Raw genomic sequence first — 20,561 nt, forward strand, 5'->3', positions numbered from 1 at the left:
GCCAGCCCGACATCTCCAAACAGCGCCCTCGGCCTCACGGCCGGGGGCGTTGTGCGTTTCGCGCCTAGCCCGCCGCCCGCAGCTCGGCCTTGTAGCGTTTCCAGTTGGCCACATAGTGCATCGCGCCACCGGCCAGCATCCGCGCCTGGCCTTCGGACACCTCCCGCACCACCTTGCCCGGCGCGCCCATGACCAGGGAGTTGTCCGGAATCTCCTTGCCTTCGGTGATCAGCACATTGGCGCCGATCAGGCAGTTCTTTCCGATCCTCGCCCCGTTCAGGATGATCGAGCCGATCCCCACCAGGGAATTGTCGCCGATGCTGCAGCCGTGCAGCATGACCATGTGGCCCACCGTGACATTGGCGCCGATGGTCAGGGGCGAGCCGGTGTCGGTGTGCAGGACCGAACCATCCTGCACGTTCGAGTTCTCCCCGATGATGATGGGGTCGTTGTCGCCTCGAATTGTCGCACCGAACCAAACCGACGCGTTTTTCTTGAGAATCACCCGGCCCATCACCGCCGCGTTCGGCGCTATCCAGTATTCGTCCGCATCCGGAAGCTCCGGACCCACATCGCCCAAGTTATAGACACTCATTGTCGCACCCCGTTTATTGTCGCGGATCGTTTGCTTAATCCGCGATTAACCCCGTTAGGATCATCTTAGTCGGGCGATTCGAGAGGGCGATAGCCTTCCCGAACCGGCCATGGCCGGTTTTCGGTCCTGGCGTCCCGCATGACGGAGACGAGGGTGTCGCGTTTGTGGCTTCGGCGGGTCTCACCGCCAGCATTGCGAAGCGAAAGCGGTCCGCCGGGCTGCGCACGACGCGCCTCTGTCTCAACAATCCAGTCGACCTCGAAGGGCGATCCATTGCGGATACGCCCTTTTTTCATGCCCTTACGGAGGCTTTGATGACCAAGCGAGCCCTGAAGCGACAAGTGCGCGAAGGCGCGTTCGACGCCGGCCAATTCCAGGATGACGGGAAGGTCCGTCGGCTGCCGGTAGACAGGGCTTGGTCGCCCTTGGCCCATCACAATGATGATCGTGAGCAGGGCTACCTGAAAACCATCAAATCCAAATCCCCGGGCCAGGACGAACTGATCGCCGCCATCGACGCCAAGAACCTGGTCATGGCCCTGGGCCCGGCCGGCACCGGCAAGACCTATCTGGCCATCGCCAAGGCGGTGGAGGCCCTGGAGGCCGGCAAGGTGGGGCGCATCGTGCTCTCGCGCCCCGCCGTCGAGGCCGGCGAATCCCTCGGCTTCCTGCCCGGCGAGATGGAGGACAAGCTCGCTCCCTATCTTCGGCCCCTCTACGACGCCCTGTCCGACCGCCTCTCCATGAAGCGGGTCCGGGCCCTGATGACCGAGGGCGCCATCGAGATCGCGCCCGTCGGCTTCATGCGCGGCCGCACCCTCAACAACGCCTTCGTGGTGATCGACGAGGCCCAGAACTGCACCTACGGTCAGCTCAAGATGCTGCTGACCCGCCTGGGCTGGCACTCCACCATGGTGGTCACCGGCGACCCCAACCAGTCGGACCTGCTGCCCGAACTCTCGGGCCTGGGCCCGGTGGCCGACAAGCTCGAGGCGGTCGCCAACATCGCCGTGGTCCGGCTGAAGGACCGCGACATCGTCCGCCACCCGCTGGTGGCCGAGATGCTGGGGGTTCTCTAACGCGTGAAGGCCGGCCTCGGGAGCTCCGGGGCCGGCCGACTCACCGGATCTTCGTCCACAGCCGCCCGTTGCGGGCCAGTTCCGCGCCGTGTTCGAACATGTTGTTCAACAGGCCATGGTCGAACCGCAGCATGTTGATTCCGCCGAAATCGGCGGGGATCGAAGCGGTGTGCAGGGCGAACCCGTTGATCTCGCAATAGGCCCCCACCGAACGCAGGGCGTTGCGATAGGTCGATCTCAGCATCAGTTCGAAGCTGCGGATCAGGATCGGCACCACCCCCATCGGGGTGACCGCCGAGACCGGCTCCAGGGTGGTGTTGACCAGGGCGTAGACCTCCACCTCCCGCACCGCCCACTGCTGGGCGCGGCGCACGATCAGCGGCTCGGGCACGACGAACAGCGGGGTGATGGTGCCCCCGTCCACATGCATCTCGGCGAAGACCGCGTCCTCGGTGGCCACCGAGATCATCTTGGGCGGAAACAGGCCCGGCATGCTGGCCGAGGCGATCAGCACGTCCTTGAACAGCATCAAGGCCTCGGGCCCGCCCTGGCTGGCGATGGCCCCCATGTCCCAGATCGACAGCCTCTGGGTGTCCAGATTGGCGGTGGCGACGAACAGGCGCCGGCCCTCGGAATGGGCGACGGCGACGGCCGCCAGCAGTTCGGCGTCGATGTAGCGCCGCACCAGGCCCGCCAGCGGGTCGCTGGCGTAGAGGCCGGCGCCCGGCCGCAGGGTGGTCCAGTCCAGGATCACCGAGGTCTGGTCCCCCAGATAGGCGCCCGCCAGCTGCTCGTCCCACTCGGAGCCGAGGAAGGCGAAGGGGGCGATCAGAGCCCCGGTGCTGACCCCGGTCACGATGTCGAACTTGGGCCGGGTTCCCGATTGCGTGAGGCCCAGCATCGCCCCCGCCCCGAAGGCGCCGCCCGCGCCGCCGCCCGAGAGGGCCAGGACGCGCAGACAGTCGGGGGCCGCGGTGGGGGCGCGGGTGGGCAGGTCGCCATAGAACCGGGCCAGGCCCTGCTCGTCCTCGTCGCCGATGAAGCGGACCTGGGAGAATCCGGCCGGCTCCGCGCGCACGCCGCCGGGCGGCGGTCCGACCCGCCCCAGACGCCTGGGCCAACTTGGCTTCATGATCCCTCCGCGACCGACGGAACCACCTTAGCAACAACCGGGGCCAGCGTCGCGGGCCCCACGCCCCGCGGCGGGCCGGTGAGAGGCGACCGGGCCTCCCGGTCAGGACAGGAGGGAGGCCCGGTCTGAGTCACCTCACTTCGCCGCCGGCCCCCCCGGGCGCGACGTCGAAGGCCTTGGTTCGACGCGGGGGGCGTCGCACCGCATGCGCCCGGTCAGGCGCGGGCGCACCTCTGAGCTAGCAAGGGCCGCAGGGGCCCAACATGACCAAGATCAAGGTTGGCGGCGGGGCGTCGGCCCCCGACGGGGGGACATGGCCGACGCGCGGCGTGCCGGCGATCGCCGACACGCTGCAGGGCGTGATCGCCTGAAGCGAAGACCGGTTCAGGCGGACGGACGCCCGCTAAGGGAGGTCTTCGGCGAGGATCGCCATCTCGAACATGAAGGAGCCGTCGCCGTCCTCGTCCTCGAAGACCACGCCGATGAACTCGTCGTTGATATAGACCTCGGCCGAGTCCTTCTGCTTGGGACGGGGAACCAGGCTGATCCGCGCATTGGCGAAGGTGCCGCGCAGGTGGCCCTCCAGCTTGCGCATCATTCTCTCGTCCACGGCCATCTCCTCGGCGATTCAACAGCCGCGGAACCTAGCGGTTCGGGGCGATCTTAGGAACCGTCAGATGACGTAGTCGTACACAGCTTCGGCCAGGGTGTGGTCCATGCTGCGGGCCGGCTCGTCGCAGGTCGGGCAGTTGACCAGGCGCGCGGGAACCCCGGCGGCCGTGCAATGGGCCGGAACCGGCTTCAATACCACCGAGCCGGAGGCGATCTTGGCGTAGTCGCCGATATGAATATTGCCCAGCACCTTGGCCCCGGCGCCCAGCAGCACGCCCTTGCCGATCTTGGGGTGGCGGTCGCCGCGCTCGGCGCCGGTTCCCCCCAGGGTGACACCCTGGAGCAGGGAGACGTCATCGCCGATCACCGCGGTCTCGCCGATGACGATGCCGGTGCCGTGGTCGATGAAGACACCCGACCCGATCTTGGTGGCCGGATGGATGTCCACCTGGAACACCTCCGACATGCGGCTCTGCAGGTAGAGGGCGATGGTCTCGCGGCCCTGGCCCCAGAGCCAGTTGGCGACCCGCTGGGTCTGTAGGGCCTGGAAGCCCTTGAAGAACAGGAATGGCTGGACATAGCCCTTGCAGGCCGGGTCGCGCTCGAACACCGCCTTCAGGTCGGCCTCGGCGATATCCACCAGCTTGGGATTGTCGTTATAGGCGGCGTCGGCCAGCTCGCGCAGGCTCATGGCCCGCAGCTCCTGGTCGCCGAGCTTGCGCGCCAGCTGGTAGCTGAGCGCGGCGCCCAGGTCGTGGTGGCTCAGCACGACGGCGTTCAGCAGCGAGGCCAGGGCAGGCTCCGACTGGGAGGCCCGTGCGGCTTCGTTGCGCAACGCGGCCCAGACCGGCGGCGGCGATGCCGGGTCGATGACCTCCAGACGCTGGCTCATCGGTTCCTCCCGTCCCATGACGTTCCTCTCATCCTAGCATGGCCGCCGAAAGATCGCTCGGCAAAGCGCCCTCCCTGGCCATGTGGTAGCCCCGCAGCAGCATGGCAACCGTCAGGGCGTCCTGCATATAACCCCCGACCGCCGCCTCCAGCGCTTCTCGAAAAGGTACGCGCGCCATCAGGATATCTTCGGTGCCGTCGCCCTGCGGCTCGGCCTGGACCTGGGTCAGGCCCGTGGCCAGGTAGCCGAAGGCGTGCTCGTCGGTGACCGAGTTGGAGAGCTGCATCCGCAGGATTTCCCGCCAGTGGGCCGCCTCCAGGCCGGTTTCCTCCAGCAGTTCGCGCTGGGCGCTCTCCAGGGGATCGTCGGCCAGCGGGCCGCCACCCTCGGGGATCTCCCAGCTATAGTCGGCGAAAGGCAGCCGGTTCTGGCCCACCAGGGTGATGGTCCCGTCGTCATGCACCGGCAGGATGGCCATCGCGAAATTCTTGAAGCTGACCACCCCGTACAGGGCGTCGGCCCCCGTCGGCGCCACGGCGTCGTACTCGGTCACGCGGATCCAGGGATTGTCGTAGATCGGCCGCGGCGGCCCCTTGGTCCAGGGACGCCCGTGCGCCACAAGCCAGCTCGGTTTTTGCGACATGTTCTCAACTAGCTTGCGAAACCACCCCCATATAAGAGAACTCCCCTATCGGCTTTCCTAATGAGGCGCGCTCCAAGATGCCCCTGTCGCTTCCCGCCGCCCCGCTGTTCGGCCAGCCGGTCCCGCAGCAGCCCCGCCCCGAGGTGCTGAGCTTCCTGGCCACCCGCCGGTCGGCCTCGGCCGTCACCCTGGCCGAACCGGCCCCGTCCGCCGACGAACTGGCCGGGCTGTTGCGGCTCGCCGCCCGGGTTCCCGACCATGGCAAGCTCGCCCCCTGGCGCTTCATCGTCCTTGAGTCCGCCGCCAAGGCGGTCTTCGCCGATCGCCTGGAGGCCCTGGCCAATTCCCGCGGCGACGTCCGCTCCGCCGCCAAGTTGGCCAAGCTGAAGATCCCGCCGCTCGGCGTCGCGGTGGTTTCCCGGCCGAGGACGGGAGAGATTCCGGAATGGGAGCAGGTGCTCTCGGCCGGCGCGGTGTGCGCCACCCTGCTCTACGCCGCCCTGGCCCTGGGTTACGGCGCCAACTGGATCACCGATTGGTACGCCTATGACGAGGAGGCCAAGGCCATCCTGGGTCTGGAGCCCGGGGAGAAGGTGGCCGGGTTTGTGTTCCTGGGGACGCCGAAGGAGCCGCCGCAGGAGCGGGAACGGCCCGAGCTCGCCAGCCTGATCACCACCTGGCGGCCCTGAAACACAACGGCCGGACGGCGAAGGGTCGCCGCCCGGCCTGAAGTGTGACACGCCCGAGGAGAGTTGGGCGAGCTATCCTTACCCCATTTTGGCGACGTCGGCTAGTCGACCCTTGATTCGCGCATCGGACTGTCCCAGCTCGGGACTCTATCGGACGACACGATCAAAGATCGCCGCAGCCGACGGCCCTCGCTTTACTGTGAAGCTTGCGGCCTGACCTGCAAACACCTGCCACGATGTCGTGAGCCGACTTCGCCGAACGCCTGAAACCTCGTCAGCCGCGACCGCGATAGGGCGCGACACCTTGGTCGGGGATCCACAGGCCTTCCGGCGGGGCGCCGCTCTGCCAGAAGACGTCGATGGGAATGCCGCCGCGCGGGAACCAGTAGCCGCCGATGCGCAGCCAGCGGGGCTGGGCGACCTCGACGATCTTGCGGCCGATGGCCACCGTGCAGTCCTCGTGGAACGCGCCGTGATTGCGGAAGGCGCCCAGATAGAGCTTCAGCGACTTGGACTCGATCAGCCAACCGGCCGGCGCGTAGTCGATCACCAGGTGGGCGAAGTCCGGCTGCGCCGTCACCGGGCACAGGGAGGTGAACTCCGGGACCGTGAACCGGGCCAGGTAGAGGCTGTCGGCCTGGGGGTTCGGAACCCGCTCGAGAACGGCCTCCTCCGGCGAGGCGAAGCCGCGGGCCTCGCGGCCGAGCTGGGTCAGGTGGGTCTCATCCATGGCGCGCGCTTTACCGCCCGCGGGCGCCCGCCGCAACCGAGACTCCGGCGTGGCGAGGGGGTATCACGGCTCAAACCAAGGGGAAGGGACGCGTGATGAGCGGCAAGGACTTCAACCAATTCGTGGTCGTCGTGACCGGCGCCTCCACCGGCCTGGGGCGCGCCATCGCGGTGGAGACCGCCAGCCGCGGCGCCGCGGCGGTGATCATCAACTACGCCTCGAGCGCAGAGGAGGCCGCCGAGACCGCCCGTCAGGTCGAGGCCCACGGCGCAAAGGCCGTGGTGGTGCAGGGCGACGTGGCCTCCGACGAGGACTGCCGCAGGATCGCCGCCGCCGCCGAGCCCTTCGGTCGGATCGACGCCCTGTTCAACAACGCCGGCGTCACCAAGTTCGCGCCCAACCACGCCGATCTCGACGCGGTCACCGCCGAGGACTTCCTGCGTCTCTACAGCGTCAATGTGGTGGGGGCCTATCAGATGGTCCGCGCCGCGCGCGCCCTGCTGGAGGCCGCGCCGCAGCCGGGCGCCGTGGTCAACACCTCCTCCATCGCCGGCGTGGCGGGCATCGGCTCCTCGGTGCCCTATGCCGCCTCCAAGGGCGCCCTGACCACCATGACCCTGTCCCTGGCCCGGGCGCTCGCCCCCAAGATCCGGGTCAACGCCATCTGCCCGGGCTTCATCGACACCCCCTGGTTCGGCAAGGGCGTGGGGGCCGAGCGCGCCCAACGAATGCGCGAAGGCGCCGCGGCCTCCACCCCGCTCAAGGCCGCCTCCAGCGCCGAGGATATCGCCGGGGCTGCGGTGTTTTTGGCCGCCCCTGCTTCGAAACATATCACCGGCGAGACTCTGCTGGTTGATGCAGGGACTCACCTCAACTATTCGCCCCTGGCGATGCGTTGAGGCTTGACCTCCAAGGGCGCGCCGTGGCGCCTAAGGCACAGGTTGGCGCCTAAACGCTCGGCGCCACACTCTGTTAACGCACATTTTTCGAGCAGCGGGTAGTTGGGGGCCGCCTGTGCGCCGCCCCTCGTTGATCTGAGCGCCACCCCCGTGGCGATCTCCGGTGACGGTTGGGCGAAGCTCGGCTGAAGAAAATGGGGATAAACGAAATGAAGACTCTCAAGATCATGCTTCTCGCCGCCGCGGCCACCGCCGCCATGGGTGGAAGCGCTCTCGCCGCCGACGACGACATCGCGCTGTCCTTCAACCTCGGCGCGGCCAGCGACTACATGTTCCGCGGCATCAGCCAGACCGACAACAGCGGCCAGATCTTCGGCGGCGCCGACGCGACCCTGTACGGCATCGGCTATGCCGGCGTGTGGCTGTCGAACGTCGAGTTCAACAACGGCACCGACCTGGAATACGACCTCTACGCCGGCGTGAAGCCCGTCGTGGGCCCGGTCAACCTTGACCTGGGCGTCTACTACTACGGCTACACCAACCAGCCTTCCGGCAGCCACGAAGACTACGTCGAGTACAAGGCCGCCGGTTCCACCGCGGTCGGTCCGGCCACTGTCGGCGCGACGGTCTTCTATTCGCCGGAGTTCTTCGGCAAGACCGGCAAGGCCACCTATTATGAGCTGAACGGCTCCATGCCGGTCGTCGACAAGGTGTCGGTCTCCGGCGCCGTCGGTCACCAGGAAGTCGAAGGCGCCTTCGACTACAACACCTGGAACCTGGGCGTGGGCTACGCCCTCAACGACCACGTCGGCTTCGACCTGCGCTACTGGGACACCGACGAGCACGGCTTCGGCGACATCTATGACGCCAAGGTCGTCATCGGCGTGAAGGCCAGCTTCTAAGCCTCCAAGCCAGGTTTGCGTTCGGGAAAGCCGCCCCCATCCGGGGCGGCTTTTCTATTTTTCGCCGAGACAAGCTCGAGTATCTGGGCCGACCGCCGGTGAAAACATGCGTCCACTCGCCCGATAGGGGCAAGAACCGCGCTCCGCCGGGAGTTTCATTGGACGGTCGCGCCGACACCTCTATGGTGGCCGGTTAGACGACCTGAGCGGAGCACGATTCCATGGAGCAGATGGCCAACCGAGCCCAGACCGTCGTCGTCGACACCTTGATCGCCGCCGGGGCGTTCTTCCTCGCCTATCTGCTCTCGGCCACCCGCACCCTGGGCCTGGACGACGGCGGCGCCCTCTCGAGCCTCAACGTCGTCCAACTGGTCTGCCTCTATGGCGGGCTCGCCGCGGTCTTCTCCACCGTCTTCCGCCGCGAACTCTCCCCCTGGCGCTATGTCTCCATTCCCGACGCCCTGGTCCTGGCCCGGACCGCGGTCCTGACCGCCGGGGTCTTCCTGCTGGCGGTCTTCGTCATCGACCGGGCGAGCGGCCTGCCCCGTTCGGTCCTGGCCATGGCCACCATCTTCCAGATGACCGGCTCCATGGGCGCGCGGATCATGCGCCGCGCCCTGCACGAGCACGCCCTCGATAGCTTCGCCCCGCTGAAGTCCGTCCGTGACCGCGCGCCCCAGGCCCCGTCCCTGCTGCTGATCGGCCCGACGGCGCTGGCCGACACCTATCTGCGCGACGTGGCGCGCCGCCACGACCATGCCTGGACCCCCGTGGGCATCGTCGGCCCGGAGGCCCGCGATGTCGGTCAGCAGGTTCGCGGCGTCTGCATCATCGAGTCCATCGACAACCTCGACGCCGCGCTGGCCGACCTGCGCCGCTGGAACCGCTATCCGCGCGCCATCCTGTTCCTGGACGAGCCCGGCCGCCTGAAGGGCCTCACCGCCGATCAACTGGGCCGGCTGAAGAACGACGGCATCCGCCTGCTGCGCCTGCCCTCCATCGTGGAGCTGTCGCAGCATGACGGCATGGCCCTCCTGCCGATGCGGGAGATCAGCGTCGAGGAGCTGCTGGCCCGCGAGCCGATCGAACTGGACCACGAGGCCGTCAAGGCCCTGATCCACGGCCGCCGGGTGCTGATCACCGGGGCCGGCGGCTCCATCGGCGCCGAGCTGGTCCGGCAGGTCGCCGCCTATCAGGCCGCCCACGTCACCATGCTGGACTTCTCGGAGACCTCGCTCTTCGAGATCGACCGCGAACTCGGCGAGACCTTCCCCAGCCTGTCGCGCCACGCCGCCCTGGTGGACGTGCGCAACGCCAACCGGATCGCCGAGTGCTTCCAGCGCCAGAAGCCCGACCTGGTCTTCCACGCCGCCGCCCTCAAGCACGTCTCCATGGTCGAGCGGCACCCCTGCGAGGGCGTCCTGACCAATGTGGTGGGCACCTGGAACGTCGCCGAGGGCGCCCGGGCCTGCGGCGCGGCCCAGATGGTGCTGATCTCCACCGACAAGGCCGTCGACCCCTCCAACGTCATGGGCGCCACCAAGCGGTTGGCCGAGGCCGTGATCCAGGCCCAGCAGAACGGCCGCGGAACGCGTTTCTCGGCCGTGCGCTTCGGCAACGTCCTGGGCTCCGCCGGCTCGGTCGTGCCGATCTTCAAGTCGCAGATCGACCGCGGCGGGCCCGTCACCGTGACCCACGAGGAGATGGCCCGCTACTTCATGACCATCCCCGAGGCCGCTCAGCTGGTGCTGCACGCCACCGCCACCAGCGCCGAGGGGGGCGAGACCTCCCACGCCCGCCTCTTCCTGCTGGAGATGGGCGAGCCCGTGCGGATCATGGATCTCGCCCGTCAGATGATCGCCCTGTCGGGCCGCCTGCCCGGCAAGGACATCGAGATCGAGATCACCGGCCTGCGTCCCGGCGAGAAGCTCACCGAGGCCCTGCTGGACGAGACCGAGCGCTCCCTGCCCTGCGCGCCCAAGGTCATGGAGGTGGTCTCCTCCTCGGCCCTTCGCATCACCGCCAACCACCTGGTTGATCTTGAGGGCCTCGCCGACAAGGGCGATGTGGACGAGGTGCGGCGCGCCCTCTTCGACCTGGTCGCCCAGATCCGCGGCGAGAAGCCCGGCGCCGCCCCCGCCCTGCGGGTCGTGGCCAACGGCTAGCAGGCTCCGACCCGGGTCCCGCCCGGCCGGCATGACATCATATCTACGGTAAGAGAGTTACATGGCGATCGTACTTGTCACCGGATCGGCGGGCTTCATCGGCTCGCACACCGCCCATCGCCTGCTCGATCGCGGCGACGAGGTGGTCGGTCTCGACGACCTCAACGCCTATTATGACCCCACCTTGAAGCAGGCGCGCCTGGCCCGCCTGGAGGCGCGCGAAGGCTACCGCCACGCCAAGATCGACCTGGCCGACCGCGAGGCCGTCGCCAAGCTGTTCCAGGACGTGAAGCCCGACGGGGTGATCAATCTCGCCGCCCAGGCCGGCGTCCGCTACAGCCTGGAAAACCCCGAGGCCTATGTGGACTCCAACGTCGTGGGGTTCCTCAACATCCTGGAGGGCTGCCGCGCCACCCAGCCCAAGCACCTGGTCTTCGCCTCCACCAGCTCGGTCTACGGCGCCAATGGCAAGCTGCCGTTCTCGGTGCGCGATCCGGTGCACCATCCGATCACCCTCTACGCGGCCACCAAGCTCGCCAACGAGTCCATGGCCCATTCCTACGCCCACCTGTTCGGCATCCCCGCGACGGGCTTCCGGTTCTTCACCGTCTACGGTCCGTGGGGCCGGCCGGACATGGCGCTGTTCAAGTTCACCGACGCCATCCTCAAGGGCGAAGCCATCGACGTCTACGGCCAGGGCAAGATGCAGCGGGACTTCACCTATGTGGACGACATCGTCTCGGGGGTGATCGCCGGCCTCGACCGGCCGCCGGGGATCGACCCGACCTGGGACGCCCAGGCGCCCAACCCGGCCACCAGCGGCGTCGCCCCCTGGCGCATCCTCAACCTGGGCAACAGCCAGAGGGTGGAGCTGATGCGCTATATCGAGGTGCTGGAGGAGAAGCTCGGCCGCAAGGCGCAGCTCAACCTCATGCCCATGCAGCCGGGCGACGTCAGCCGCACCGAGGCCGACACCGCCGAGACCCAGGCCGCTCTCGACTACGCCCCTGCGACCCCCATCGAGACCGGGATCGGACGGTTCGTCGACTGGTACCTCGACTACTACAAGCCCAAGGGCGCCTGAGGTTTTCACCCCTGAGGATTGTATCTCTTCGCCTGGCGCGGGCGCGGGGTTGAGGCGCCCCAGATTGGGGCCTACGACTTGCACCCAGCCCTGGGGGGGTGCTTCAATATGGTACGCGTTGTGTTCTGGTGCGGGGTCGCCTTGGCGGCCATCACCGCCTCGGTCGGTTGGGGTTCCATCGACCGCTCCTTCACCTATTTCCGCGACAACGCCTATGAGCGTGAGGCCGCCTTGCAGCAGTGCCTCTCCGGCGACGCCCACGGCGTCATCTGCCAGAACGCCGCCCGCGCGGCGCGGACCGTCGCCGCCCGCGAAGGCCTGATGGGCCTCTATTCCCCGACCACCACCACCGCGGTCGCCTCGATCCGCTAGAGCCTGCCCGTTTCAGATGACCTTATCTGAAACGGATGAGCAGGCTCGCCCTCTTAAGCTTAGAGCGTGACGGGCGCCCGAACCGGTATCCACTCCAGACTGTCACGCTCTAGCTACTCGCTCCGCAGCGCCGGGGCCGGGCGGCGAGACAGGGCCTGCAGAGAGGCCGCCAGGCCCCCGAGCGCCGCCAGCAGGGCCGCCCCGCCCACCAGGGCGGCGATCCCCGACCAATCCACGCTCCAGTGGGCCTGGAAGACCTGGGTCACGATGGGCCAGGCCGCGGCGCAGCCCAGGGCCACGCCCGCCGCGCCGGCCACCACGCCCACGGCGCCGTACTCCAGGACATAGACACTGAGGATCTGGCCGCGCGAGGCCCCCAGGACCTTGAGGATGGCGGCCTCGCGCATGCGCGACTGGGCGCCGGCCGCGATCGCCCCGGCCAGGACCAACAGGCCCGCCAGGGCCGCCACCGCCGCGGCGCCGCGGATCGCGAGCGCCAGGCGGCCGAACAGCTCGGTGGCCGCTTCCAACTGCTCACGCACGGAGATGACGTTGACCTCGGCGAAGTCGGCGCCCAGGGCGCGGGTGGCCGCGGCCTCCTGCGCCTTGCTGGCCTTGGCTATGGCCACATGGCGCAGGTTGGCGCCCTCCAGGGCCGCCGGGTCCAGCACCAGGGGGAAGCTGGCGCCGAAGCCGCCGAAGTCCACCTTGCGCAGCACCGCCACCGTCGCCTCGATGTCGCGGCCCAGGACCGAGAGGGTCACCCGATCCCCCAGCTTCAGGTTTCCGGCCTTGGCCACGTCGGCCTCCATCGCCAGCAGCGGCGGCCCCGAATAGCCCGCCGGCCACCACCGCCCCGCGACGATTCCAGCGTTGGGCGGCTCGGCCCCGATGGCCGAGAGCGAGATGTCGTTGTCATAGGCCCAGCGCTCGGAGGCGGCGATCTGGCCGGCCACCACCGGCCTGCCCTTGATCTGGCTGATGCGTCCGGTGGCGAAGGGGGCGCGGAGATACATGTCGGGGGTCAGGGCGCGGCCGAAGGCCTTGGCGAGGGCCGCGTCGAAGGCGGCGACACGGTCCCCGGGAATCTCGGTGAACACCAGGGCCGGGGCCGTGCGGGGCGCCACCTCGGCCACTTGCCGCAGCAGGCTCGACTGGATAAGGACCACGGCGGCCAGCAGGGCCACACCCAGGCCGATGGCCGGGGCGGCGGTCCGCGCCGCCGAGCGGGGACCGGCGAGACTGGCGAGCGCGATGCGCAGGGGGCCCCGCGCACCTATCCGCGCCCGGCCCGCCAACCAGGCGCCGCCAAGGCCCAGGGCCCAGAGCACGATGAAGGCCGCCGCCACGCCGGCGATCATCACCCCGGCCGCCAAGGGCGTCGGCGCCGTGGCCACCGCCAGGCCGGCCAAGGCCGCGGCCGCCAGCAGGGCGCCGACGATCTCCACCCCCCAGGCGAACCGCGTGGGCAGGTCGTGGCGGAACAGGTTCGCCGGCGAGGTCAGCCGGGCGCGCGCCAGGGGCGCCAGGGCGAAGGCCGCCGCCGAGAGCAGGCCGAAGGCCGCGGCCTTGAGCAAGGGGATCGGATAGACGCCGAACAGGGCGGGCACGGGCAGGTCATCGGCGATCAGCGCGCCCAGGACGAGCGGCGCGGCCGCTCCGACCACCAGGCCGATCGCCACCCCCAGCAGGGCCAGGGCGCCGATCTGGATCAGATAGAGATTGCGCACCAAGGGCCCCTCGGCGCCCAGCGCCTTCAGCACCGCGATCACCGGCTTGCGCTGCTCGAGGAAGGCCGAGACCGCCCCGTGCACCCCAAGTCCGCCCGCCACCAGGGAGGCCAGGCCGATGAACCCCAGGAAGTATTCCAGTTGCTCGATCAGTCTGCGGATGCCCGGCGCGGCCTCGTCGCGCTCCCGGATCCGGGCTTCGGCGCCCTTCAAGGCCTTGCCCAGGGCCTTCGCGGCGGGCGCGGTGGCCTCGCCGGGCGGCAGGGCGATCCGCGCGGTCTCGCCGAAGGGCAGGCCGGGCGCCAGGAAGCCCCCCTGCTCCACCACCTCCACCCGGGTCAGGACCCGCGGCCCCAGGGCGAAGCCCCGCGAGAGGCGGTCGGGTTCCTGCAGCAGGACGGCGCGGGCCACCATGGGGGTGTTCCCCACCAGCAGCCGGTCCCCCAGCTTCAAGCCCAGGCGGTCCAGCAGGGTCTGCTCCACCGCCGCGCCGGGCACACCGTTCAACGGCGCCAGGGCCTGGTCCAGGGAGGTCGCGCCCTGAAGCTCGACCTTGCCCGCCAAGGGATAGGCGCCGCCCACCCCCCGCAACTCCACCAGGCGCCGCTCGCCGGAGGGCGTCTCGGCCATGGCCCGGGCGCTCACCGCCCAGGAGACCCGGCCCATCTTGGCGATCGCCGCCCGTTCGGCCGGGGTGAAGCGGCGCTGCTCCAGGGTCGCGGCCAGGTCGCCGCCGAGGATCTCGCGCGCCTCGCTCGCCAGGCCCTGGCGGAAGGCTTCGGCGGTCGAGCCGGCGGCGGCGATGGCGGCCACCCCCAGCGCCAGGCAGGCCAGGAAGATGCGGAAGCCCCTCACCCCGCCGCGCAGCTCGCGCAGCGCGAAGCGCCAGGACAGCGGCGTCATGCGGCGAGGACCGTGCGTCCGTCGCTCAGCCGAACCTGCCGGTCGGCCCGCCGCGCCAAGGCCTCGTCATGGGTGACGAGGACGAGCGCGGCGCCGCTCTCGGCCACCAGGTCGAACATCAGGCCCGCCACCAGGGCGGCGTTGGCGGCGTCGAGATTGCCGGTGGGCTCGTCGGCGAACAGCAGGGCGGGCCGCGGCGCCAGCGCCCGGGCCAGGGCGATCCGCTGCTGCTCCCCGCCGGAAAGCTGATGCGGATAGTGCCGTCCCCGGGCCGACAGCCCCACCCGGTCGAGCCAGGCGCGGGCCAGGTCGGCGGCGTCGCGGCGGCCGGCGATCTCCAGGGGCGCGGCGATGTTCTCCGCCGCCGTCATGTTGGGCAGCAGATGGAAGGACTGGAAGACCAGGGAGACGCGGCCCCGCCGCAGCCGGGCGCGGCCGTCCTCGTCGAGCCGGGCGAGGTCCTGTCCGAACAGGCGCACCGTCCCGGCGGTGGGCAGCTCCAATCCCGCGGCCACCGAGATCAGGGAGGACTTGCCCGACCCCGAGGGCCCGGTCACCGCCACCCGCTCGCCGGGCGCCACGCGGAAGTCCAGGTCGCGCAGGATGTCGACGGTCCCCGCCGCCGAGGGCAGGCTGAGGCAGACCCCGTCGAGGGCCACAGGCGAAGCGTCGTCCGTCGTCTGGGCCAAGCGCCCTCCAAGTCCATTGAGCCGCCGTCTTGAGCCCTTAAATAGGACAGAGTCATGACCGACACACCCATCCCATGCTGACCCGCCGAGACCTGATCGCCGCCGCCGCCCTCGCCGCCCCGCTGCCGGTCCTGGCGGCGGCCCGGCCCGTGGTGACCATCCTGGGAGATTCGATCACCGCAGGCTTCGGCCTGCCGGCCTCGGCGGCCTTCCCCGCCCGGCTGCAGGCGGAGCTGGCCAGGCTGGGCAAGACCGCCACGATCCGGGCGGCCGGGGTCTCAGGGGACACCACGGCCGGCGGCCTGGCCAGGGTGGACTTCAGCGTCCAGCGCGACACCCGCCTGTGCATCGTGGCGCTGGGCGGCAACGACCTGCTGCAGGGGCTGAAGCCCTCGGCGACCCGGGCCAATCTCGAGGCCATCGTGCGGCGGCTCAAGGCGCGGAAGATCAAGGTGCTGCTGGCGGGCCTGGCCGCGCCGCCGGCCATCGGCGGGGGCTATGCGCGGGAGTTCAACGCGGTCTTCCCGGCGGTGGCCAAGGCCCAGGGCGTGGCCTTCTACCCCAACCTGCTGGCCGGGGTGGCGGGCCTCACCCGGCTCAACCAGCGCGACGGCATCCACCCCAACGCCCAGGGCGCGGCCCTGATCGCCCAGCGATTGGCCCCGGTGGTCGCGCGGGCGCTGGGCTAGCTGTCAGGCGCGCAGACGCGCCGGCGGCTGCATCTTCTCGGCCTCGTGGATGTAGTCGCGGGTGATCGGCAGGGCGTCCACCCGCTTGATGAGCTGGAGTTGGAAGACCATGCAGTTGAGGTGGCGGAAGGCCAGTTCGCTGTAGCCGAGATAGACCTCCCACATGCGGCAGAAGCGCTCGTCATAGAGGGCGGCGATGGCCTGTCGCTGGGCTTCGAAGCGCAGCCGCCAATGGCGCAGGGTCTCGGCATAGTGCAGGCGCCAGATCTCCACGTCGGCGATCCAGAGGCCCGTCCGCTCCACCGCCGCGGTGACCTCCGAAAGGGAGGGGATATGACCGCCGGGGAAGATGTACTTGCGGATGAAGGGCTGGGTCAGGCCGGGGGAATTGTGACTGCCGATCGCATGGATCACCGCCACGCCATCATCGCTGAGCAGGCGGGCGACCTGGGCGAAGTAGTCGCCCAGGTGCGGCGCGCCCACATGCTCGAGCATGCCCACCGAGACGATCCGGTCGAACGGGCCCGACACGTCCCGGTAATCGCGCAGATCGAACCGCGCCACCCGCTCCAGACCCGCCGCCCGCGCCCGGGCGTGGGCCGTGGCGAGCTGCTCCTGCGACAGCGTCACCCCGGTGACCTCCACGGGATGACGGGCGGCCAATTCGAGGGCCAACCCGCCCCAACCGCAGCCGATGTCGAGCACCTTGTGTCCCGCGCGGAGATCGAGCTTGGCGGCGAGGTGCGCCTTCTTGGCGGCCTGCGCCTCCTCCAGGGTCATGTCCGGACGGGCGAAATAGGCGCAGGAGTACTGCAGGTCCGCGTCCAGGAAGCGCTGATAGAGCTCCAACGATAGGTCGTAGTGATGGTGGACATGACGGCGCGCCGCGGCCCGATCATTGTGCTGGTCCAGGCGTAGGCGCACCGAACGGAGGATGCGGGCCAGGAGGCTGGCGGAGGGCGGGGTTTCGCCGCGGTTGCGTCCAACGGTGTCCAGCAGGTCCCAGAAGCTTCCCCGCGTGACCACCAGGTCCCCATCCATATAGGCTTCCCCTAGGCCCCGCCCCGGGTTGACCAGCAGGCGCCTCTCGCCGCGGCGGGTCAGCCTTACGGCGATCTCGGGACCGGTTCCGTCGCCGTAGGTCTCGACCCGGCCATCGCCATAGGTCACCTGCAGCCGACCGGTCGAAAGCCGCCGATTCAGGAAGTCATGCAACATCAGGATCACCCCGTAACGCCGCACAGTGGCGCTCGTTAACAATCGGGGAGCCGAAAGGTTTCCGGGCTAGAGCCGCAGGTCGGCCTCGCCCTTGGGGAACACCGACTTGACGTCGTAGAGCACCGCGCCGGGCTTTCCGAGGGCGCGGATGGCCGGCAGGCCCATCTCCAGGAACGCCGAATGGGCCACGGCCACGACGACGGCGTCATAGGCGCCCGGCGCCAGGTCGGCGATCGGGCGGACCCCGTATTCGTGCAGGGCCTCGTCGGGGTTCACCCAGGGATCGTGCACATCGACGGCGATCCCGTAGTCGGCGAGCTCGCGGACGATGTCGATGACGCGGGTGTTGCGCAGGTCGGGGCAGTTTTCCTTGAAGGTCAGCCCCATCACCAGCACCCGGGCGCCGCGCACCTTGGCGTCGCGATGGATCAGGGTCTTGATCAGGCTCTGGGCGATATAGGCGCCCATGCCGTCATTGATCCGGCGGCCGGCCAGGATCACCTGCGGATCGTAGCCGGCGTCCTGGGCCTTGTGGGTCAGATAGTAGGGGTCGACCCCGATGCAGTGGCCGCCCACCAGGCCCGGCTGGAACTTCAGGAAGTTCCACTTGGTCCCGGCGGCCGCCAGCACCTCCTGAGTGTCCACGCCCAGGCGGTTGAAGATCAGGGCGAACTCGTTGATCAGCGCGATGTTCAGGTCGCGCTGGGTGTTCTCGATCACCTTGGCGGCCTCGGCCACGCGGATGGAACTGGCCAGATGGGTGCCCGCCGTCACCACCGCGCCGTAGAGGGCGTCGACGAAGGCCGCGGCCTCCGGCGTCGAGCCCGAGGTCACCTTGATGATCGAGGACAGGCGGTGCGCCCGGTCGCCGGGATTGGCGCGCTCGGGGCTGTAGCCGGCGAAGAAGTCGGTGTTGAAGGTCAGGCCCGAGACCTGCTCCACCACCGGCACGCAGTCCTCCTCGGTGGCGCCCGGATAGACGGTGGATTCGTAGATCACCACCCCGCCCTTGGAGATCGCCCGGCCGACGGTGCGGCTGGCGGCCAGCAGGGCCGAAAGGTCCGGCCGCTTGTGGCGGTCGATGGGGGTGGGCACGGTGACGATGAAGACGTTGCAGGCCTTCAAGTCCGCCTCGTCGAGGGCGAAGGACAGGTTGGCGGCGGCCTCCAGCTCGGCGGCGTCCACCTCCAGGGTGCGATCATGGCCGGCCTTCAGCTCGGCGATCCGCTCGACCCCGATGTCGAAGCCGACGACGGGATAGTGCTCGGCCAGGGCGACCGCGAGGGGCAGGCCGACATAGCCCAGTCCGATGACGGCGATGTTCACCGGGGACCGGGTGAAGGGACTCTCAAGCATTCTTGTCTCGACGCCATCGGCGCATCGTCCGCCGCGCGCCCTGACTAACATGGATAGGCCGCCGCACAGCCCCTCTCTTGCGGGGACGCTCGGCCGCGGCTGGTCTGACATGACCCCGCCAGCGTCCTGGCTGGCGCGGCCTGTCAGTCGCCGAGGGACTGGCCGGCGAGGCAGTCAGCCCCCTCCCGCCGCAGGAGCTGGCACGTGTCCTTCGCCCGGTCCTCAGACAGCCCCCCGAACCGCGCCAGGAAGAGGCGGCCGGCCGGCTCCAACCTCTGGGCCGCGGAGCCGAGCCGGCGTGGATGGCGCTGGCTGACCTTGGCCAGCTGGGCATGTCCGAGCTTGCGGGAGCTGAAGGCGCCCACCTGCACCCACCAGCGGTCCTTGGCCGACAGGGGCCCGGCCGCCGGATCGCCTTGGGCCCGGGGCATCGCGCGAGACAGGCTGGCGGTCGCAAGTTCAGCGGGCTGAGAGGGGGTGGGCCCCGCCGGATCGTTCCGCCCCAGGAGTTCGCGCATGGTGATGTCGAGCCCGGCGTAGCGCACGGCGAGCGTGGCGAAGCCCGCGCTCAGCAGCGTGCGCATCAGCTGGTCGCGTCCCAGAGCCGTCCGCCCGCCCAGGACGACGGCGATGACCCGCCGACCGTTGCGCACACCCGAGGTGAGCAGGTTGTAGCCGGCCGCGTTGGTGTAGCCGGTCTTGAAGCCGTCGATGCCGGGCCGACGCAAGAGGGCGTTGTGGCCCTGGATGGTCCGCCCCTGGAACACGGTCTGTTCCTGGTCGAACAGTCGGTAGTCTTGCGGATGATCGCGCAGGAAGGCCCGCGCCAGGATCGCCAGGTCGCGGGCGCTGCTGACGTGACGGGCGTCGGGCAGGCCCGAGGCGTTCACGAAGTGGGTGTGCGTCATACCGAGCGCCTCCGCGCGCTCGGTCATCCGGCGACCGAACTCCCGTTCCGAGCCGGCGATCGTCTCGCCCAGGGCGGTGGCGACGTCATTGGCCGACTTGACCACCATGACATCCATCGCCTCGGCCACGGTCAGCCGGGCGCCGACGGGCAGACCGAGCTTCGAGGGCGGCTGGGCGGCGGCGTGCCGCGAGATCACCACGGCCGAGTCCCGCTTCAGATCGCCATGCTCCAGGGCGTCGAGCGCCATGTAGAGGGTCATGACCTTGGTCAGGGAGGCGGGAAAGCGTCGCGCGTCGGGCTGGTATTCGTAGAGGACCTCGCCCGTCGCGGCGTCGATCACGATCGCGGCGAACTTGCCCGGATCAACCCCCGGAGCGCTGGCCTCAGCTCGACTGAGACCGCCCAGGAGGAACAGTAGAACCGCCAGGAATAAGGTCGTGACGCCTGCGAGGACGTGGGGGAGACGATATGGCATCTGTAATTCCGCCCTGATCGGCGGCCCGGCCGCGAGGCGGCGTGACTTGTGGGTGAGCTCCCAAAATCATCCGGGACGAAGGTGAATCAAATCTGAAGACCGTCTCGGCAAGCCGCGCCGGGCGCCTGGCCGTCAGCTGGCGGCGGCCAACGGGTTGGGAGTCGGCGGGGCCACCCGGGTGAGCGTGTTGCGGTCGGTGTGGTGGAAGGGGTCGGGCCGGCCACGGACCTGCAGGATGGTGTCCTCGAAATAGGACCAGGTTCCATCGGGGTTGACCGTCACCACCATCCGGAAGGCGTCGGTGCGGAAGGCATGCTCCAGGAAACCCTGGGAGCAGATGCCGTATTCGGTGGAGCCACGCGTCGCGCTGACTTCAAATTGCGTGGCCTCGGCCTGGGCCTTGCCGCCGGCCAGCACGATCTGGCCGCGGGGAATGGTCAGGGAGTGGATGATCATTCCGGTGGCCGGCTCCCAGAGCCAGTAGCCCACCTGGTCGTGATAGGTCTCCACCTCGCCTGGCTTCACCATGTGGGCGTGATAGCGCAGGCCGTAGAGCAGCTGAGGCCCGTTGGACTGCGGATCGATGGGCTGCAGCTCGATGTGCTCGACATAGTCTTGGCGGCGCGGCGCCTCGGCGTCGGGATTGATGTCGAACCCCTTCACCCCCACCCAGACCCCGGCCAGGGGGCGCAGCGGGCCGAGATTGGCCAGGGTGTCGACATCGATGCCCTCCTGCTCGGAGAAAATGTCCTGGGGGAAGTCGGTCATGGTGGTCCCGCACGCTGATGCCTATCCGC

At 69.4% G+C, this 20,561-nt stretch carries 20 protein-coding genes; 8 read left to right on the forward strand and 12 right to left on the reverse strand.

Features of this window, described 5'->3' with window-relative positions; all coding sequences use genetic code 11:
- Positions 1-64 precede the first annotated feature (64 nt).
- On the reverse strand, positions 65-595 hold the full coding sequence (locus tag ACO06I_RS09175; RefSeq protein ID WP_421932270.1) for a gamma carbonic anhydrase family protein: 531 nt from the start codon (positions 593-595) through the stop codon (positions 65-67).
- Between the two features lie 314 nt (positions 596-909).
- Here ACO06I_RS09175 and ACO06I_RS09180 point away from each other — a divergent pair, with 314 nt between their 5' ends.
- Positions 910-1,674, forward strand: a complete 765-nt coding sequence (locus tag ACO06I_RS09180; RefSeq protein WP_421932271.1) for a PhoH family protein — start codon at positions 910-912, stop codon at positions 1,672-1,674.
- A 40-nt stretch (positions 1,675-1,714) separates the two neighbouring features.
- Here ACO06I_RS09180 and ACO06I_RS09185 read toward each other — a convergent pair whose 3' ends face one another.
- The 4 genes from ACO06I_RS09185 to ACO06I_RS09200 all read right to left on the reverse strand — a co-directional run bounded on the left by ACO06I_RS09185 (position 1,715) and on the right by ACO06I_RS09200 (position 4,953).
- Entirely contained in the window at positions 1,715-2,806 is a 1,092-nt protein-coding gene (locus ACO06I_RS09185; protein WP_421932272.1) for a patatin-like phospholipase family protein, read from the reverse strand.
- A 403-nt stretch (positions 2,807-3,209) separates the two neighbouring features.
- A complete protein-coding gene (locus ACO06I_RS09190) occupies positions 3,210-3,422 on the reverse strand; it encodes a DUF3126 family protein (RefSeq protein ID WP_370689228.1) in 213 nt (70 codons plus the stop codon).
- 57 nt (positions 3,423-3,479) lie between these two features.
- Positions 3,480-4,310 carry a serine O-acetyltransferase gene (cysE, locus tag ACO06I_RS09195; protein WP_421932273.1) on the reverse strand — a complete coding sequence of 277 codons (831 nt, stop codon included), beginning with the start codon at positions 4,308-4,310 and terminating at the stop codon, positions 3,480-3,482.
- Between the two features lie 28 nt (positions 4,311-4,338).
- On the reverse strand, positions 4,339-4,953 hold the full coding sequence (locus tag ACO06I_RS09200; protein WP_421932274.1) for an NUDIX domain-containing protein: 615 nt from the start codon (positions 4,951-4,953) through the stop codon (positions 4,339-4,341).
- Between the two features lie 77 nt (positions 4,954-5,030).
- On the opposite strand from ACO06I_RS09200, the gene ACO06I_RS09205 reads away from it, so the two are divergent.
- The gene (locus ACO06I_RS09205; protein ID WP_421932275.1) at positions 5,031-5,642 is read left to right on the forward strand and encodes a nitroreductase family protein; all 612 of its coding nucleotides are present in this window, start codon (positions 5,031-5,033) and stop codon (positions 5,640-5,642) included.
- Between the two features lie 274 nt (positions 5,643-5,916).
- Here the strand turns inward: ACO06I_RS09205 and queF are convergent, their stop codons facing one another.
- The gene (gene queF / locus ACO06I_RS09210) at positions 5,917-6,372 is read right to left on the reverse strand and encodes a preQ(1) synthase (RefSeq protein WP_421932276.1); all 456 of its coding nucleotides are present in this window, start codon (positions 6,370-6,372) and stop codon (positions 5,917-5,919) included.
- 95 nt (positions 6,373-6,467) lie between these two features.
- Here queF and ACO06I_RS09215 point away from each other — a divergent pair, with 95 nt between their 5' ends.
- The 5 genes from ACO06I_RS09215 (at position 6,468) to ACO06I_RS09235 (ending at position 11,794) form a co-directional block, all read left to right on the forward strand.
- Positions 6,468-7,271 (forward strand): SDR family NAD(P)-dependent oxidoreductase, encoded by an 804-nt coding sequence (locus tag ACO06I_RS09215; protein WP_421932277.1) that lies wholly within the window; start codon positions 6,468-6,470, stop codon positions 7,269-7,271.
- Positions 7,272-7,480: 209 nt separating this feature from the next.
- Positions 7,481-8,173 carry a TorF family putative porin gene (locus ACO06I_RS09220; protein WP_421932278.1) on the forward strand — a complete coding sequence of 231 codons (693 nt, stop codon included), beginning with the start codon at positions 7,481-7,483 and terminating at the stop codon, positions 8,171-8,173.
- 221 nt (positions 8,174-8,394) lie between these two features.
- Positions 8,395-10,338 carry a polysaccharide biosynthesis protein gene (locus ACO06I_RS09225; RefSeq protein WP_421932279.1) on the forward strand — a complete coding sequence of 648 codons (1,944 nt, stop codon included), beginning with the start codon at positions 8,395-8,397 and terminating at the stop codon, positions 10,336-10,338.
- A gap of 61 nt (positions 10,339-10,399) precedes the next feature.
- A complete protein-coding gene (locus tag ACO06I_RS09230) occupies positions 10,400-11,422 on the forward strand; it encodes an NAD-dependent epimerase (RefSeq protein ID WP_421932280.1) in 1,023 nt (340 codons plus the stop codon).
- A 108-nt stretch (positions 11,423-11,530) separates the two neighbouring features.
- A complete protein-coding gene (locus ACO06I_RS09235) occupies positions 11,531-11,794 on the forward strand; it encodes a hypothetical protein (protein WP_421932281.1) in 264 nt (87 codons plus the stop codon).
- Positions 11,795-11,907: 113 nt separating this feature from the next.
- Here the strand turns inward: ACO06I_RS09235 and ACO06I_RS09240 are convergent, their stop codons facing one another.
- Positions 11,908-14,427 (reverse strand): ABC transporter permease, encoded by a 2,520-nt coding sequence (locus tag ACO06I_RS09240; RefSeq protein WP_421932282.1) that lies wholly within the window; start codon positions 14,425-14,427, stop codon positions 11,908-11,910.
- Complete coding sequence (locus ACO06I_RS09245; RefSeq protein WP_421932283.1) at positions 14,424-15,116, reverse strand: ABC transporter ATP-binding protein; 693 nt, start codon at positions 15,114-15,116, stop codon at positions 14,424-14,426. The genes ACO06I_RS09240 and ACO06I_RS09245 overlap by 4 nt, the downstream gene beginning before the upstream one ends.
- 74 nt (positions 15,117-15,190) lie before the next feature.
- Between ACO06I_RS09245 and ACO06I_RS09250 the strand changes: the two genes are divergently transcribed.
- Positions 15,191-15,805, forward strand: coding sequence for an arylesterase (locus ACO06I_RS09250; RefSeq protein ID WP_421932284.1), 615 nt, complete (start codon positions 15,191-15,193; stop codon positions 15,803-15,805).
- A 3-nt stretch (positions 15,806-15,808) separates the two neighbouring features.
- Here ACO06I_RS09250 and ACO06I_RS09255 read toward each other — a convergent pair whose 3' ends face one another.
- The 4 genes from ACO06I_RS09255 to ACO06I_RS09270 all read right to left on the reverse strand — a co-directional run bounded on the left by ACO06I_RS09255 (position 15,809) and on the right by ACO06I_RS09270 (position 20,532).
- The gene (locus tag ACO06I_RS09255; RefSeq protein WP_421932285.1) at positions 15,809-17,023 is read right to left on the reverse strand and encodes a class I SAM-dependent methyltransferase; all 1,215 of its coding nucleotides are present in this window, start codon (positions 17,021-17,023) and stop codon (positions 15,809-15,811) included.
- Between the two features lie 66 nt (positions 17,024-17,089).
- Positions 17,090-18,379: a nucleotide sugar dehydrogenase gene (locus ACO06I_RS09260; protein ID WP_421932286.1), complete on the reverse strand. Its 1,290-nt coding sequence runs from the start codon at positions 18,377-18,379 to the stop codon at positions 17,090-17,092.
- 143 nt (positions 18,380-18,522) lie between these two features.
- A complete protein-coding gene (locus tag ACO06I_RS09265) occupies positions 18,523-19,764 on the reverse strand; it encodes a D-alanyl-D-alanine carboxypeptidase (RefSeq protein ID WP_421932287.1) in 1,242 nt (413 codons plus the stop codon).
- Positions 19,765-19,896: 132 nt separating this feature from the next.
- Positions 19,897-20,532 (reverse strand): FABP family protein, encoded by a 636-nt coding sequence (locus ACO06I_RS09270; RefSeq protein WP_421932288.1) that lies wholly within the window; start codon positions 20,530-20,532, stop codon positions 19,897-19,899.
- Between the last annotated feature and the right edge of the window lie 29 nt (positions 20,533-20,561).

It is taken from the genome of Phenylobacterium sp. (assembly GCF_965229015.1).
In the GTDB taxonomy this organism is placed as follows: Bacteria; Pseudomonadota; Alphaproteobacteria; order Caulobacterales; family Caulobacteraceae; genus Phenylobacterium.